16 protein-coding genes and 1 pseudogene are annotated in these 14,512 nt (G+C 69.1%); 9 read left to right on the plus strand and 8 right to left on the minus strand.

Features of this window, described 5'->3' with window-relative positions:
• Positions 1 to 66 precede the first annotated feature (66 nt).
• Complete coding sequence (locus tag BLV94_RS51915) at positions 67 to 996, plus strand: ATP-binding protein (RefSeq protein ID WP_307718330.1); 930 nt, start codon at positions 67 to 69, stop codon at positions 994 to 996.
• 427 nt (positions 997 to 1,423) lie between these two features.
• Here the strand turns inward: BLV94_RS51915 and BLV94_RS46555 are convergent, their stop codons facing one another.
• On the minus strand, positions 1,424 to 1,711 hold the full coding sequence (locus tag BLV94_RS46555) for a hypothetical protein (RefSeq protein WP_072949906.1): 288 nt from the start codon (positions 1,709 to 1,711) through the stop codon (positions 1,424 to 1,426).
• A gap of 153 nt (positions 1,712 to 1,864) precedes the next feature.
• On the minus strand, positions 1,865 to 2,530 hold the full coding sequence (locus BLV94_RS46560; RefSeq protein WP_244163944.1) for a DUF1275 family protein: 666 nt from the start codon (positions 2,528 to 2,530) through the stop codon (positions 1,865 to 1,867).
• A 306-nt stretch (positions 2,531 to 2,836) separates the two neighbouring features.
• Between BLV94_RS46560 and BLV94_RS46565 the strand changes: the two genes are divergently transcribed.
• From BLV94_RS46565 to BLV94_RS46575, 3 genes are all read left to right on the plus strand, one after another.
• On the plus strand, positions 2,837 to 3,202 hold the full coding sequence (locus BLV94_RS46565) for an ArsR/SmtB family transcription factor (RefSeq protein WP_072949857.1): 366 nt from the start codon (positions 2,837 to 2,839) through the stop codon (positions 3,200 to 3,202).
• A gap of 130 nt (positions 3,203 to 3,332) precedes the next feature.
• The gene (locus BLV94_RS46570) at positions 3,333 to 4,214 is read left to right on the plus strand and encodes a hypothetical protein (RefSeq protein WP_072949855.1); all 882 of its coding nucleotides are present in this window, start codon (positions 3,333 to 3,335) and stop codon (positions 4,212 to 4,214) included.
• Between the two features lie 58 nt (positions 4,215 to 4,272).
• Entirely contained in the window at positions 4,273 to 6,189 is a 1,917-nt protein-coding gene (locus BLV94_RS46575) for a phosphoenolpyruvate carboxykinase (GTP) (protein ID WP_072949853.1), read from the plus strand.
• 43 nt (positions 6,190 to 6,232) lie between these two features.
• Here the strand turns inward: BLV94_RS46575 and BLV94_RS49095 are convergent, their stop codons facing one another.
• The gene (locus tag BLV94_RS49095) at positions 6,233 to 6,418 is read right to left on the minus strand and encodes a hypothetical protein (protein ID WP_143051535.1); all 186 of its coding nucleotides are present in this window, start codon (positions 6,416 to 6,418) and stop codon (positions 6,233 to 6,235) included.
• A 78-nt stretch (positions 6,419 to 6,496) separates the two neighbouring features.
• Between BLV94_RS49095 and BLV94_RS46580 the strand changes: the two genes are divergently transcribed.
• From BLV94_RS46580 to BLV94_RS46595, 4 genes are all read left to right on the plus strand, one after another.
• Complete coding sequence (locus BLV94_RS46580) at positions 6,497 to 8,233, plus strand: SulP family inorganic anion transporter (RefSeq protein WP_072949850.1); 1,737 nt, start codon at positions 6,497 to 6,499, stop codon at positions 8,231 to 8,233.
• Positions 8,230 to 8,631, plus strand: coding sequence for a DUF5313 family protein (locus tag BLV94_RS46585; protein ID WP_072949848.1), 402 nt, complete (start codon positions 8,230 to 8,232; stop codon positions 8,629 to 8,631). Before BLV94_RS46580 ends, BLV94_RS46585 begins: the two co-directional genes overlap by 4 nt.
• A 260-nt stretch (positions 8,632 to 8,891) precedes the next feature.
• The gene (locus BLV94_RS46590) at positions 8,892 to 9,080 is read left to right on the plus strand and encodes a hypothetical protein (RefSeq protein ID WP_072949846.1); all 189 of its coding nucleotides are present in this window, start codon (positions 8,892 to 8,894) and stop codon (positions 9,078 to 9,080) included.
• Between the two features lie 167 nt (positions 9,081 to 9,247).
• Positions 9,248 to 9,505: a hypothetical protein gene (locus tag BLV94_RS46595; protein ID WP_072949844.1), complete on the plus strand. Its 258-nt coding sequence runs from the start codon at positions 9,248 to 9,250 to the stop codon at positions 9,503 to 9,505.
• Between the two features lie 79 nt (positions 9,506 to 9,584).
• Here the strand turns inward: BLV94_RS46595 and BLV94_RS46600 are convergent, their stop codons facing one another.
• From BLV94_RS46600 to BLV94_RS46625, 5 genes and pseudogenes are all read right to left on the minus strand, one after another.
• Positions 9,585 to 10,133 (minus strand): universal stress protein, encoded by a 549-nt coding sequence (locus tag BLV94_RS46600; RefSeq protein ID WP_072949842.1) that lies wholly within the window; start codon positions 10,131 to 10,133, stop codon positions 9,585 to 9,587.
• A gap of 301 nt (positions 10,134 to 10,434) precedes the next feature.
• Positions 10,435 to 11,013 (minus strand): RNA polymerase subunit sigma-70, encoded by a 579-nt coding sequence (locus tag BLV94_RS46605; RefSeq protein WP_072949840.1) that lies wholly within the window; start codon positions 11,011 to 11,013, stop codon positions 10,435 to 10,437.
• 889 nt (positions 11,014 to 11,902) lie between these two features.
• Complete coding sequence (locus BLV94_RS46615; RefSeq protein WP_072949838.1) at positions 11,903 to 13,390, minus strand: multicopper oxidase family protein; 1,488 nt, start codon at positions 13,388 to 13,390, stop codon at positions 11,903 to 11,905.
• Positions 13,390 to 13,668: an SHOCT domain-containing protein gene (locus BLV94_RS46620; protein WP_072949836.1), complete on the minus strand. Its 279-nt coding sequence runs from the start codon at positions 13,666 to 13,668 to the stop codon at positions 13,390 to 13,392. Before BLV94_RS46620 ends, BLV94_RS46615 begins: the two co-directional genes overlap by 1 nt.
• A gap of 144 nt (positions 13,669 to 13,812) precedes the next feature.
• Positions 13,813 to 14,107 (minus strand): annotated as a pseudogene (locus tag BLV94_RS46625) (DUF3703 domain-containing protein).
• On the opposite strand from BLV94_RS46625, the gene BLV94_RS46630 reads away from it, so the two are divergent.
• Positions 14,072 to 14,257 carry a hypothetical protein gene (locus BLV94_RS46630; protein ID WP_072949834.1) on the plus strand — a complete coding sequence of 62 codons (186 nt, stop codon included), beginning with the start codon at positions 14,072 to 14,074 and terminating at the stop codon, positions 14,255 to 14,257. The pseudogene BLV94_RS46625 and the gene BLV94_RS46630 sit on opposite strands and share 36 nt — an antisense overlap.
• Positions 14,258 to 14,512: the final 255 nt, after the last annotated feature.

A 14,512-nucleotide genomic window follows, 5' to 3' on the forward strand; every position in this document is an offset into this window, starting at 1 on the left:
ACCGTTCCGTGTTTCCCTCTGCAACGTTTCCCTCCGCACCGGCGGCTCGTGCCATAGGCTCAGCCGATGCTGGGACCGATCGTCCTTCCCAAGGCTGTTGCACGAATCAACTACCGGCTGGTGCACAACCCGTTGCAGCTGATCGAGGACGTCGCAATCTCCCAGCTCGACGAGGCCGCACCCACCCGGCTCGCCTACGAACAGTTCCTGATCGGATGCGACCGCACCGCGGCCCATCTCCTCGGCGACCCCGGCGCCACCGCCCGCGCCGCCGCCGTGCACGCGCACACCGCTGCCGTCCGGCTGATCCTCGCCCGGCCGGCATCGAGCCCACCGGGCGGACGTCATCCCCCTCGACTTCCGCCGTGCACGATCCCGCCGCCGACCCTAGCCGTTACTGTCGTCGGGACTTCGTGTCCCGGAACGGAAAGCTCGCCGCGAAACTATGTGAACCGGTCCCGACCGGGTACGCGGACAACAGGAGACAAGGCGCACCGGGCGGGTGGGAGTAGGGTCGACGAGATGTCCTGCAGGATGGCGAAATACGGTGAGCCGGTGCGGCTCCGCGTCCCGGCGGACTTCGACCAATTACCGGTGGTGCGGGCGCTGACACGCACCCTCGCGGTTGTCGCGGACATCACCCTCGCCGCCGACGAGGTCTGCACCCAGCTGATCGCCTCGGCCCGCCCCGGCTCCGACCTCCACTGCACCATTACGCCCGCCGAACACCGATTACGGATCACGATCGCCGCCCACATGGAACACCCCGGGGTGCCGAGGCGGCAGGGCATCGGGTGGCACGTCCTCGACACCCTGACCGACTCGCTGTCGGTATCGGAGAACCCCGCCGACACCGACCCGACCGGATGGGACGTGGTCGTCGACTTCGTCAAACACCGCGCAATCGAGATCGGGCTCACCCAAGACCGCGGTCAACCGGCCCTGACGTGCCCCAGCGCATCCCGGTCGGCAAGCCCCGGTACGTGCACCGGGTGAGGGGTCGTGTGTCGCGCACGGACACACCGCACACGACCCGGACGCAGCCGACGTGCCGGCACACCGTCCGTACCGGTGCCGGAACGACCCGAACACGGTGAATCTCAAGGCGGGGCAGAGCCGAAACGGCGCACCAGCGCAGACCGCGAGAACGCGCCGCGGCAGGACGCCGAGCCGATCGCCGCGCCGGGATCGGTGACGGCAGGGGAAACTCCGCCGGAGACCGTAGGGCGGATCCCGGCGGGGTTTGGGCACCGACTCCCATCGGGGGTCGATCCAGAGTTTTCGGGCCCGGTTTCTCTGTCGGGCTGGGTAAGCGGCGCCGGTGGTCGGCGCTCCGGCTCTGATCAGAGGACTCTGCGCGCGGTGGACGGCGGCGACTGGGCCGGACTCTCGGCGCAGGGAGCCGGGCCGTCTCGCCGCGTCCCTACTTCCGTCGTTCCGTACTCCTCGTTCCCTCGACCTCCAGCTCCTCGCCGTCGCGGAAGACCAGCTGTCCTTCGTCGAGGAGCACCGCCCAGCGGCGCGGAAGAGCCCAATCCCGCCCGTACGGCCGGGTCACCGAGTCGATCACCTCGCCGTGATCTTCGACGATCACCCCGCTCTTCTGCGGCCTTTGATCCGCGGCGAGCGCCGGATCGGGCGAGTGGTGTGTCGTCACCCGAGAGCCCACCGACCACGAGGGCCGTATCGCGGTCTTCTTCTGGGGCTTCATCGGCCCATGGTGGCGCATCACGCCGTCGACTCCCACTCGTTCCACCGTTCGACGTGATTGGTTACCGCAAGTTAATCCGGTGAGAGTATCCGCTTCGCGGGTCTGCTCCGGATCGGCCGACAGTCGCCCCCTGGTCGATCGGCGGTGGGGCGCCTAGCTTTCCAGCCCGTACGGGCCGGCGGCGTCGGTCGGGTCGGTGGGGCTGTTCCTGAAGGCGTAGGCGGCGAGGGTCGCGGCCCCCGCGGCGACCCAGAGGGCGCCGAACCCGAGCACCCGGTACGTCACCGCGCCAGCAGCCGCCCCCACCGCGACCGCAGCCCAGAGCCGCAGGTATCGAACCCATCGATGGGGTCCCCGGCCGAACAGGCGATCGGTCAGGGACCGCGCCGCCTCGGCGAGCAGGCCGCCGATCTCGAGCAGGGTGGCTTCGGCTCCCATGGCCAGGGCGAGGGCGAATCCGATCGGGGGTGCGGTGGTGGTGACCGCGTGGAGGGCGCCGGCCGCCGCGAGGAGAACCGCCGCGAGCAGCAGAACCCGCGGCACCCGCTGGCGTGGCCACATCCGGCCGACCACCGCGGCCAGGACGACACCGACGACGAACCCGGCAAGGATGGCCCCTCCGAGTCCGAGGACGAACCACGAACTGCTGCCGAGGGCGACGCCGGTCCGGGTAGTGGTGGCATCGATCGAGGAGACGAAGAACCCGCCGAGGAGGACGAACCCGAAGGCGTCGACGAACCCGAGGTGCATCGCGACGATCGTCTCCACCGGTCGCCGGGACCGCGGTCGCGCTGTCATCTCTGCATCGGTTGTGCTCATCGGCTCTCTCACCACCGGTAGGTCGCCGGCATCGGACAGGGTGGGGATCGTGGACCAGCGCGGTCGGCCCGGTCCTCCCCTCGGTGGCGAGGCGCCTGCCGCGACACGGTTTTACGGGCGCCCGGGTTTCCGGATGCGGGGCCGGAAGGGGCCCTGCAGCGCGAATTCTAGCAAATTGCTAAGATTCGCAAGTAACGCAACATAGACGGAGTTATTAGGTTGCAGGCGAGGCAACAGACCCGGCGCCGCGGCGAGGGCGACACGCACCTCGCCGCCGCTGGCTCGACCCGGACGACAGGAGGAGCCATGGCCGCGAACTCGCGCCAACCGCTGTACCAGATGAAGGCGGACTTCTTCAAAACGTTGGGGCACCCGGCGCGCATCCGGGTCCTCGAGCTGCTCAGCGAACGCGAACACGCCGTGTCCGAGATGCTGCCCGAGGTGGGCATCGAGCCGGCGAACCTGTCCCAGCAGCTGTCGATCCTGCGCCGGGCCGGCCTGGTCACCGCCCGCCGCGAGGGCCTATCGGTGTCCTACGCGCTGACCTCCCCCCGCATCGCCGAGCTGCTGCGGGTCGCGCGGGGGATCTTGACCGGGGTGGTCGCCGGGCAGGCCGAGGTACTCGAGGACGTGCCCGAACCTCCTGCCTTGGTGGGTGAAACCGGGGGCTGACGGGGGCCCACCAAGGCAGGAATCCCTCCATTGCCTTAGTTGATTGCGAATTTTCTTAAGTGCGTACATCGTGCGAATACGGGTGGCATGGGACGCCCTCGATCGGGAAAGAGAAAAGGAGAAGTGGGCGGTGACGAACAATCACGACGGTGGTGCCAGCGGTCTGCCCGACGACCCCGGCATGGCGTTGACCGGAATCAGCGTTGGCGTCGTCGCGGTGTCCACCACCGGCTCGCGCACGGCCGGGTCGGCGCGGACCCGGTCGCCGTGGGTCGCGATGGAGGATTATGCGGCGCTCATCCGAGAGCGGACACCGATGCGCCCGCTCTGCGTTCCGGTGACCACGGGCGACCCGCACGTGCTGACCGAGCGCATCCGGGGGCTCCCGGGTGGGGTGTCGGCGGTGTTCGTGGTCGGGTTGGGGCCGGTGGACTCCGCGGCGGTGGCGCGTGAGGTGATCGAGCGCGGCGGGCCCGTGGTCCTGACCGAACTGGACGTGCTGACGGCGGCGGTGGCGGCCGCGACGATCACCACCCTGCGCCGCCGCGGCGTCCCGCCACGCGCCGGCCGGGTCGTCATCACCGGCGCGTCGTGGGCGCCGTTGCTGGCGCCGGTGTTGATCGCCTCCAGGGTCGGGGACCTGAGCAGCTGGCACGAGCGCGATGCCGAGGCGTTCCCGCTGCGCCGGTTGATGGACCACAACGATGTCCTGGTCGATCTCGCCGGCTGCGCCCCCGACGGTGCGGCAGTCGGGCGCACGGTGACGGTCCCCGCCGACGGCTTCGTCCATGGCGCGCTGGTGCTGCCGGGGCTGCTCGCCGCGCTGTGTGGGCACGGCGTGCGGACCGTGACGGTCGAGGCGGTGGCCGCATGTGTGCGGGCGTTGGCGCTGATCACCCCCGCCGATCGGATGCTGCCGTCTCTCGATGATCGGCTGCTGGTGCCCGCGGTCGCCCGCCACGTGAGCCGGGCCCTCGGCCATCCCGTCCCGTATCGCGATCCACATCGGTGATCCAGCGCACCGCACCGCACGCAGCACATTCTGTCGGATTCTTGTGAGGAGAACACCCGTGAGCACCCCCACCGCCCCCGGCCCGGCCGGCGCCGGCACTGCCCCGACCGCGCATCCCGCCGTCGTGTCCTGGGTGAACGAGGTCGCCGCCCTCACGGCACCGGACGAGGTGGTGTGGTGCGATGGCAGCGCCGGCGAGTGGGACCGGCTGACCACCCAATTGGTGGACAAGGGCACCTTCGTGCGGCTGGAGCGCAAACCGAACTCCTTCTGGTGCGCCTCCGACCCGGAGGACGTGGCCCGGGTCGAGGACCGCACCTTCCTCTGCTCCCGGTTCCAGGCGGACGCGGGTCCGACGAACAATTGGATGGACCCGGTCGACATGAAGACGGTGATGACCGAGCACTACCGCGGCGCGATGGCCGGGCGCACGATGTACGTCATCGCGTTCTGCATGGGACCCCTCGATGCGGCCGAGCCGAAGTTCGGGGTCCAGATCACCGACTCGGAGTACGTGGCGGTGTCGATGCAGATCATGACCCGCTCCGGCACCCCGGTCTGGGACAGGCTCACCGCGGGCACCGACTTCGTCCGATGCCTACACTCGGTCGGCGCCCCGCTGTACCCGGGTCAGGTGGACGTGCCGTGGCCGTGCGACCACACCAAGTACATTTCCCACTTCCCGGAGGAGCGCACCATCTGGAGTTACGGCTCCGGCTACGGCGGCAACGCCCTGCTCGGCAAGAAGTGCTACGCGCTGCGGATCGCGTCGAAGATGGCCAGGGACGAGGGCTGGCTGGCCGAGCACATGCTCATCCTCAAACTCACCTCCCCTCAACACACGGTGCGCTATGTCGCGGCGGCGTTCCCGTCGGCCTGCGGCAAGACCAACCTGGCCATGCTCGACCCCACCCTGGGCGGGTGGACCGCCGAAACCATCGGCGACGACATCGCCTGGCTCCGGTTCGGTGACGACGGCCGGCTCTACGCGGTCAACCCGGAGACCGGGTTCTTCGGCGTCGCCCCCGGCACCGGCGTCCACACCAACCCGCACGCCATGGCCACCATCGAGCGGGGTAACTCGATCTTCACCAACGTCGCCCTCACCGACGATGGCGACATCTGGTGGGAAGGGATGACCGACACGCCGCCGCCGCATCTGACGGACTGGAAACGACGGGACTGGACCCCGACCTCCGGAGAGGCTGCGGCGCACCCGAACTCCCGGTACTGCACCCCGATCGCCCAGTGCCCGACCGTCGCCCCCGAATGGGACGATCGGGCCGGGGTGCCGATCTCGGCGATCTTCTTCGGCGGCCGCCGCGCCACCACCATCCCGCTGGTCACCGAATCATTGAGTTGGCGGCATGGGGTGTTCCTGGCCGCGACCCTGTCCTCGGAGACCACCGCCGCCGCCACCGGGCGGGTCGGTGTGGTGCGCCGCGACCCGATGGCGATGCTGCCGTTCCTCGGCTACCACGTCGGGGACTACTTTCAGCACTGGCTCGACATCGGCGAGACGACCAGCCCGGAGCTGTTGCCGAAGATCTTCTACGTCAACTGGTTCCGTCGCGGCGATGACGACGAGTTCCTCTGGCCCGGCTTCGGGGAGAACTCCCGGGTCCTCGAGTGGGCGTTGCGGCGGATCGAGGGCACCGCCGAAGCCGAGGCGACCCCGCTCGGCAATCTGCCCACCCCGGGCGACCTCGACCTGACCGGTCTGAAGTTCGACCACACCAAGATCGCCGCCGCGCTGCGGGTGGACCCCACCGAATGGGTCACCGAACTTCGGCTGATCGACGAGTGGTTCGCCACCATCGGCGGCAACAGGCTGCCCGACGTCCTGCGCGAGGAACTCGCGACCCTCCGGCAGCGGCTCGCCGCGGCCGCGTCCCGCCACGCCGCCACCACCGATCCCCGACTCGACCTAGCGCCCGGAGGCGGGGAATCCCGGTGGTCGCAGCCCCGCTTCTGACACCGTCCACCGGTGCGCGCCCCGGCCGTCGGGCGCGCGGGGGTCAGCCCGAATGCCGTTCGGGCGCAAACCATTGTCCGGTGCCGGCGACGAGCAGGCCGCAGCGCTCACATCCCGGGCAGCGGTCCTCGCCGGCCCGCAGCGCCGACACCCGGCACCACCGCCCACAGTCGGTGCAGCGCAGAATCCGCCCCCGCAGGGCGTGATCGAGGTTACCCGCCTCACCCAACTTTCCATGATGATTACTTGCTAACATTAGCAATTATAGAGGATTTGGCCCGCTGGCCGTCACTACCGAGGAACGTCGATGACCGAACTAACCCCCACCGGCCCCGCCGACGCGACCGGAAGCACCCTCGTGCGGGTGGCACGGTCGGCGACCGCGCTGCTGCCGCGCTGGGGTGAGTGGAAACCCGCGACCGGTGCCCCGGGCGCGGACCTGCTGGCCGGGCTGATCGTCGCGCTGGTGGCGCTGCCGCTGGCGTTGGGGTTCGGCATCAGTTCCGGCCTCGGCGCCGCCGCCGGACTGACCACCGCCGTCATCGCCGGGGCGGTGGCGGCCGTGTTCGGCGGGTCCCGCTTCCAGGTGTCGGGCCCGACCGGGGCGATGACCGTCGTGCTGGTGCCGATCGTCGGTCAGTACGGGCCGACCGGGGTCCTCGCGGTCGGGCTGATCGCCGGAATGGTGCTGGTCGTCCTGGCGTTCGCCGGGGTGGGCCGGGCCGTGCGGTACATGCCGGCCCCGGTGATCGAGGGCTTCACCGCCGGGATCGCCGTGGTCATCGCGTTGCAGCAGGTTCCCGCCGCGCTGGGGATCACGAACGCCGCCGGGGAGAAGGTGTGGCAGAGCGCCGCCGACGCCGTCCATCAGTTCGCGCAGGCCCCCACCCTGCTGACCCCGGCGACCGCACTGGCGGTGGCCGCGGTCATCCTCCTCGGCGGTCGCTACCTCCCCCGGGTCCCGTTCTCCCTGATCGCGGTCACTGCCGCCACCCTGATCGCGCAACTCTTTCACCTCGACATCGCCCGGATCGGCACCATTCCGGCCGGGTTCGCCGCGCCCACCCTGAGTTTCCTGCACCTCGGCGAACTGACCTCCCTGATCGCGCCCGCCCTCGCGGTCGCCGCACTGGCCGCACTCGAGTCCCTGCTCTCGGCGACCGCCGCCGACTCGATGGCCGTGGGAACCCGCCACAACCCGGACCGGGAACTGTTCGGGCAGGGGCTGGCGAACATCACCGCCCCGCTGTTCGGTGGGGTGCCGGCCACCGGGGCGATCGCCCGCACCGCGGTCAACGTGCGCTCCGGCGCCCGCACCCGGCTCGCCGCCCTCACCCACGCACTCCTCCTCGCGGCGATCGTGTATTCGGCGGCCGGGCTCGTCGCGCAGATCCCGCTCGCCGCCCTGGCCGGGGTGCTGCTGGCGACCACGGTGCGGATGGTCGAGACCGCCTCGATCCTGGCCATCACCCGAGCCACCCGCGCCGACACGATCGTCATGGTCGCCACCTTCCTGGTCACCGTCGTCTTCGACCTGGTCACCGCGGTCGCCGTGGGAGTCGGATTCGCCGCGATCCTCGCCCTCCGCGCGGTCGCGAAATCCGCCCGCATCGAACAGGTCCCGCTCGAAACCGACGACCACCTGGTCGAGGAACACGACCTGCTCCGCGAGCACATCGTCGCGTACCGGATCGACGGCGCCCTGTTCTTCGCCGCCGCGCACCGGTTCCTACTCGAACTCGCCGACGTCTCCGACGTGAAGGTGGTGATCCTGCGGATGTCGCGGGTCACCGCGATCGACGCCACCGGCGCGATCGTCCTCAAGGACGTCATCACCAAGCTCGAGCACCGGCACATCACCGTGCTGATCTCCGGAGCCAAACCCGAACACCTCCGCCCCCTGAAAGCACTCGGGGTGTTCACCACCACCGACAGCGAGAACCGGCACCTCTTCGACACCACCCCGCGCGCCATCGCCTACGCCCGCACGCTCGTCCTACCCGAACACCACTACACCCCCACCACGAACGAGGACCGACCATGACCGAGAACCCCGCAGCCACTCCCACCCCGACGCCCACTGCGCGGCAACGCCTCGGCTACGTCCTGGGCAGAACCCTGCCCGCCGAGTTCCACGACTGGGTCGTGGCGGACACCACCGGCCCCGGCGCCACCCGCCGCTACGCCACCCGCTGCCTCATCCCGCTGATCCCGATCCTCGCCGGGCTCCTGCTCATCCCCGGCCCCTGGATCATCCGCACCGGCATGGTGCTGCTGCTGTTCCTGCCGTTCGTGTACTTCCTTCTCGCCCTGAAGAACATCTACCTCCGCCACCGCCTCGTCAGCCACGGCCTCGACCCCCGCCTCCTCAACGCCACCAAACAACGCCGACTCGACCAGGAGCAGGCCTCCTACGAATCCCGCTACCGATCCGCCCCCTGAACCCGCAAACAACCGGGGCGCACCCCAGATCCTGGGGTCCACCCAGTTCACTACCAACCGATTAATTGCTAATCTTCGTAAGTAGAAAAAATGGAATGGACGATGAACTGGGCGGGGTATGCGCGCCTCCCGGATCGAGCGACGCGGAACCGGGGCTCGGCGAAACCACCCAGGCTGGATCGGCACGCATGTGAGTGGCGGCGCCATATCCGTCCGGCGGTGCGCCCGATCACCGGCCACGCCCGCGAGGGAGGAAGGTCATGCCACATTTCCGATACGTCGGCACCCACGAGAGAATCCATCTCGGCGCTGCGACCCGGATGATCAACTACGGCGACATCGTCGCGGCGCGAACCAATCCCGACCCGCGCTACTTCGAGCGGGTGGAACCGGACCAGATCACCGAACGGCTGAGCCACCAAACCATGGGAGCGCCGGAACGCGAATAGGTCCCACGCCTGAACCTTGGGCCGATAGCCTTCTCCCTCGCATCCCCGTGCCCGACCCTCGCCCCCCGGCGCGTCGCCGACGCGACGGCACCGGAACCACCACCCATGCTCGCCGACATCGCCGACCGCAGAAACCAGCCACCACCCCGAACAGAAGCCAGGACCCGATGACAACCCGCACCATCCACGCCGCCGATCTGCAGTGGAACTCACTCGCCCACTGGATTCTCGAGTGGGAAGGCGTCGACAACCCCGAACCGACCCTGAGCGAGTGGAGCACCGAACTCGCCGCCGCGGCCACCGGGATCGACCGCCGAATCAGCTGGAACCCCACCCAGAACACCGCCACCGCCCCCGAAGACGTCGACCTGCCCCAGATCGAACACACCCTCCGCGGCGCCGTACGCCGCCTCGCCCACGGCTGACCCCATCTGGGTGAATAGCGGACTCACGGGCGTCCGGTGGTCGGTGCGGGTCACCCCGGACCTCGCTGCGGCAACTCATTCAGCGCCCCGCAGTCGGTGGCGCGGTGCCTATGTGTTCGGGCACCAGGACCACCGGACGGCGGCCGTGGTGGGTCAGATGCGAGGACACCGACTCCCCCAACGCCCGCTCGAGGACGGACACCAGCCCACCCCGTGAGCTGCCGATAATGATCATCAGGGCGTCATTCGCGTCGGCGATCGTCGCCAACAGGTGCGCCGGGTTGCCCTCGTGGGAGTAGTAGCTCCAATTCCCGGGCAGCGACGCGAGCATGGTGCACGCCTCCGCCCGTTCCCGCTCGACCGTCTCGACGATGCGCCGTTCCCAATCGTCCCGGTCCGGTTCGACCGGAAAATCGTCGAGGTCGACGACGTGGGCGACATGCAGATACGCACGGAGCGGGACCGCGAGGCCCATGGCGAAGGACAGCGCCTGATGGCTGGCGGGATACCGGTCGAACCCCACCACCAGATGGCACGCCGGCTCGGTCGCGGCCGCGGGTCCGTCCACGCGCACCGGTTTCCGCCAGTCCCGCACGCCGTCCCGGTCGGGGTGCTTCTTCTTGATCATCTGCTCCTCCTCACCACCGGCGACCAGGGCAGGCCGGCCTCCTGGAGCGCCGATGGTCACCGCCGCGGCGCCCAGCGCGCTCGCCGCACCGGCAGAGGTACGTCCGGGGTGCTCGATCGCGCACGGGCTCGACTCCCATGGCGGCTGAAGGTGGTGTACCCACAACAGCACCTGGCACCCCCGATCAGCCGAATCACCGCGGAACGCCTACCGTCATCGAGTTTGCAGACGTGAATATGGTCGATCGTCGGCATGATGACGGACGCATCTGGGCACGGTAAGACAGGACCGGACGGTTCTGTCAGCCGCTGCGGGGTGGGGACAGCAGGTGTCCCTGTGTGTAGATCCCGATCAGGTCCCACGGTGGATCGGGGAACCCGAAGCGGCGACGATCCTCGACCGCGGCCGCCGCCAGGACGCACGGCGCGTCTCCGAGCGGATTCCCGACGAACCGGATGGTGACGAACGCCTCGCGGGCGACGAGGGCCAGCCGCTCGGTGCCCCGGCGATGCAGCCACTGCACATGCTCACCGGCAGCGCGGCGTAGCCAGCGGCGCATGGTCGATTCCGGGCGCCCCATCCGCTCGGCGATGCTCCGGAATCCCGGGCCGTTCGCCTTGTGGGCCAGCGCAGTTCCGATCACTTCGGTGGTGTCGGCCCGGCGTACCTGCAGGGCGGTGGGCAGCAGGATGTGCGTGGCGCCGCCGTCGCGGCAGCGCACCCGTTGTGGGCGCACGGTCAGGGTCGTCGCGCCCACCGAGCGGACGGTGCGGGCACGCCCGTGTCCCCACCTGGCCACCGTGCCCCGGTACTGCGGGCATCGCATGGTGCCGGCGTCGAGGAAGGTGTCGGCCTCCTCGGGCCGGCGTATGACGATCACAGCCGATGATTCCGCTCATGGTGGGACCAGTGTCGACGACTACATGCAATCGCACCAGGGGCCAGTTCGTGTTGGTAGCAGCGCTTCTCGCGGCACGCCGTCACCCCGGATGCCGACGAAGTCGCCGCCGTCACCGCGCGGTCGTGTCCGCCCGATCCGGCAGCGCTCATCACGGCTGTTCTCGTTCCTCGGCACGGTGACGATGCAGACGATCGGCCCGCTGCCCGGAGCCCATCCGCATCACGGGTGACAGTTGGTGGCGCCGTGGTCGCAGAGACGCTCAACTCACCCCCAGGCGGGAACGACACCCAGATCCGGCCGCTGCCCGGCACCGGCCATCCCGACCCCGACGACACCGTGAGCACTTCGCAGACCGCGAAGAGGTGGCGAGTGTGCGATCGACGACAACCTCGGGGATGAGAGGCATGTTCAAGCGTCGAAGTCGCTCTTGGAGACACAACCCAGAGACCGCACGGAGGTCGCTCAGGTTCGTCCCAGTTGCTCCCCAGGCTCGTCTTCCTGTGGCGGTGTCGTGAACTCGATGGAGTCGGTGAATGCCTGGAGAAGCGATTCGGCGACGTAGACCCACCTGGGCACGCCATTGTTGACGGCGTCGGCAGCCGACTGCGCCCAGGCGCGGTCGAGAAATCGCAGGCCGGTGTCGCACCTTCCCCAGAAAGTGGCCGTGTTGTGTCGAGGTGAGTTGGCGGACGAGGCGCAATTCCCGGCTGCAATCCCGCCTGGGGCGAAGGTCCGCTGGGTGCCTCACCTGAGTTGACCCCAGCTGGGTTGATCGCCGCACGAATTCTGGTCCCGGCTTGGGATGTCAGTGAATCCCTGCCGCTGACCTGACCCGCGCCGTTGGAGCTCGTTCTCGGTGTGGGGTGGGTTATCGAGCTTCGACGACGCCCATCATGCCGAGGTCTTCGTGGTCGAGGATGTGGCAGTGGTAGACGGTGCGGCCGGGGTAGTCGTCGAACGCCACGCGGACCGTCACCCGGCTGCGGGCGGGAAGGTTGACCACGTCTTGGCGGATGATCTCGGTGACCTCTCGCCCGCCGGTGCGCAGCAGTTGCATCGGCCACACGTGCAGATGCAGCGAGTGATCCATGGGGGAATTGTTGACGAGGGTCCATTCCTCGACGGTGCCCATCCGTACCGTGTGGTCGGTGCGGTCGGGATCGAATTCTCGGCCGTCGATCGTGAACCGCATCCCACCGGCACCCATGCCCACGCCCATTCCCATTCCCACGTCGAGGGTGAACGTCGCGGTGGCGGCGACGGTTTCGCCTCTGAGGTCGCGTGGTGTGGGCTGCGGGGGTAGCGGTGCAGGTTGTGGGCCGGCAATACCCGAGATCTCCAGGGCGGCGAGGATCGTCTCGGTCGCGTCCTGGCCGCGCGGCGGGTTATCGCGCATGTCGGCGTTTCCCATGCCCATCATGTCCATGGCGCCCCGGTCGATGGGCAGCGTCAGCAGCTGCGCAGATCCTGGCGTGGTGGACACCACCAGGTCGGCGCGGTTCCCACCGGCCAGCACGATCTCCTCGACCGGCCGCGGCGCGGTGAAGCGGCCCGAGTCCAGTCCGAGCAACTGCAACTGTTGCCCGTCCAGTCGAAGCCGGAGGTAGCGGCTGACGCAGGCGTTGACGATGCGCCACCGCTCCCGCGTGCCGGGTGCGGCAGTGATGGTCGGACGGTGCTGGCCGTTGACCAACACCAGATTGCCTTCCCGGCCGAGCATCCGGTCCATCATCGAGACGGGAGCGATCCGCCCGGCACCGTCGAGAGTCAGATCGGAGATCACCAGCACCCGCTCCCGGGTGACCGGCATCGGCTCGGTGTCGTCGACGATGATGGCCCCGTACAGGCCGCCGAAGATCTGATCGGCGACGAGGCCGTGGTGGTGCGGGTGGTACCAGTACACCCCGGGCGGGTGCGTGTCGGGCAGCCGGTACTCGTAATCGAAGTCCTGGCCCGGCTCGATCCGCAGGAACGGGTTGTCGCCGTTGCCTGCCGGGGAGACGTGCAGCCCGTGCAGGTGCAGGTTGGTCGGTTCGGTCAAGCGGTTGCGCAGCGTCACCCGGAGCCGGTCACCGGGCCGGATGCGCAGGGTGGGGCCGGGTACGCCGCCGTTGAACCCGAGGACCCCTGCCCGGCCCCCGGCAACCGGGAGGTTCCCCTCGGCCGCCTCGAGGGCGAGCGCGAGTTCTCCGCCGGTGCTCGAGAGCACGCTCGGTTCGGACAGTTCCGCACCCGCCGCCGCGTCGAATCGGGTGCCGCGGCTACCCTGCCAGACCAATCCGAGCGCGCCGGTCAGCACGCCGGCCAGGCCCAGGCCGCCGAGTTGCAGTGCGCGGCGGCGGCTGATCGGTTCCATCAATCGCCGCCGTCGAGCATGCGTCGCCGGTCACGGAACTCCTCGGCGTCGATCTCACCTCGGGCGAAACGCTCCTCGAGGATCTCGCGGGCCCGGCCCTGCGCCGGCGGCGCGGGGTGCCGGCCGGTGCGGTCCGTGATGTGGCTGTCGGGTCGAGATGTTGCGCGATACAACAGCAGTCCTCCGACCACGATCAGCAGCACCAGCCCAGCCACCAGCAAAGCGCCGAACAGCCACACCCAGCTGCCACCCATCCCTCCACAGTTGTCGTAACGCATTTGCCGCCTCATTTACTTCCGGGGCACCTGTTCGGGCAGTGACATGCGCGCCTGCCGCCCTCGTCACAACCAACGATAGGCCGGGGGTCGGGTGCGCACGTGCGACTGACCGATCGGCGTCTCAAGCGCCCGGGTTGGTCACGCCTATACGGCGAGGGCTTCGGCGAGGTCGGCGTGAATCGGCACGGGTGTCATCAGGCCGGCGCGGGTCCGGTATTGCCTTCCGGGTAACAGCCGAGAGCGGACCCCGGGCTGCGACTATGATCCGTACCACCTGGCCAAGGGCTTCTCGGCGGTCGTGTTGGCGCAGGGCGAGCACGAGCATGGCGGCGTGGTTGCGGGTGTGCGGCCACGGGTAGGGCTGGGACAGGATGTGCGCGCGCTCGAGGTGCGACCACCAGAGATGACCGAGGACACGGTCCGCATCATCCGCGAGCAGGGATTCACCGCCGGTGTGCTCGCCGAACGTGCAGGCATCGAGTTCGGCTACATGGCCGCCGAACTCGACACCCTCAACGACGGCTTCGCCACCGGGTGGCAGATGGCACGGCAGGCGGACGGCGCCGCCGATACCCCGGCCCCTCGCTGACGAGGAACCACCCGGAAAACAAGAGAACACCGGGCAGCAACTATCTGCCCGGTGTTCTCGCCCGAGACAGTACAGGAGAAGGACATCATGACCGCAACACAGCAACCGGTGGGCGTTGAGCTGATCGAGGTCGACCCGCGCGGGCGTCGGCGACCTGGTCTTCGTTCTCGCCGATCAGGGTTCGGGGTGCACCATGACTCGTACCTTCCTGACATATTCTCTGGTGTTCATATACCCGGGAGGGCATAGGTGAAA

Origin of the sequence: Rhodococcus koreensis, from assembly GCF_900105905.1 — a bacterium.
Classification (GTDB): Bacteria; Actinomycetota; Actinomycetes; order Mycobacteriales; family Mycobacteriaceae; genus Rhodococcus_F; species Rhodococcus_F koreensis.

Coding starts and splice junctions, on each gene's coding strand:
- BLV94_RS51915 (WP_307718330.1), top strand. CDS start 67: ATGCTGGGACCGATCGTCCTTCCCAAGGCTGTTGCACGAATCAACTAC.
- BLV94_RS46555 (WP_072949906.1), bottom strand. CDS start 1,711: ATGAAGCCCCAGAAGAAGACCGCGATACGGCCCTCGTGGTCGGTGGGC.
- BLV94_RS46560 (WP_244163944.1), bottom strand. CDS start 2,530: ATGAGCACAACCGATGCAGAGATGACAGCGCGACCGCGGTCCCGGCGA.
- BLV94_RS46565 (WP_072949857.1), top strand. CDS start 2,837: ATGGCCGCGAACTCGCGCCAACCGCTGTACCAGATGAAGGCGGACTTC.
- BLV94_RS46580 (WP_072949850.1), top strand. CDS start 6,497: ATGACCGAACTAACCCCCACCGGCCCCGCCGACGCGACCGGAAGCACC.
- BLV94_RS46585 (WP_072949848.1), top strand. CDS start 8,230: ATGACCGAGAACCCCGCAGCCACTCCCACCCCGACGCCCACTGCGCGG.
- BLV94_RS46590 (WP_072949846.1), top strand. CDS start 8,892: ATGCCACATTTCCGATACGTCGGCACCCACGAGAGAATCCATCTCGGC.
- BLV94_RS46595 (WP_072949844.1), top strand. CDS start 9,248: ATGACAACCCGCACCATCCACGCCGCCGATCTGCAGTGGAACTCACTC.
- BLV94_RS46600 (WP_072949842.1), bottom strand. CDS start 10,133: ATGATCAAGAAGAAGCACCCCGACCGGGACGGCGTGCGGGACTGGCGG.
- BLV94_RS46615 (WP_072949838.1), bottom strand. CDS start 13,390: ATGGAACCGATCAGCCGCCGCCGCGCACTGCAACTCGGCGGCCTGGGC.
- BLV94_RS46620 (WP_072949836.1), bottom strand. CDS start 13,668: ATGCGTTACGACAACTGTGGAGGGATGGGTGGCAGCTGGGTGTGGCTG.
- BLV94_RS46630 (WP_072949834.1), top strand. CDS start 14,072: ATGACCGAGGACACGGTCCGCATCATCCGCGAGCAGGGATTCACCGCC.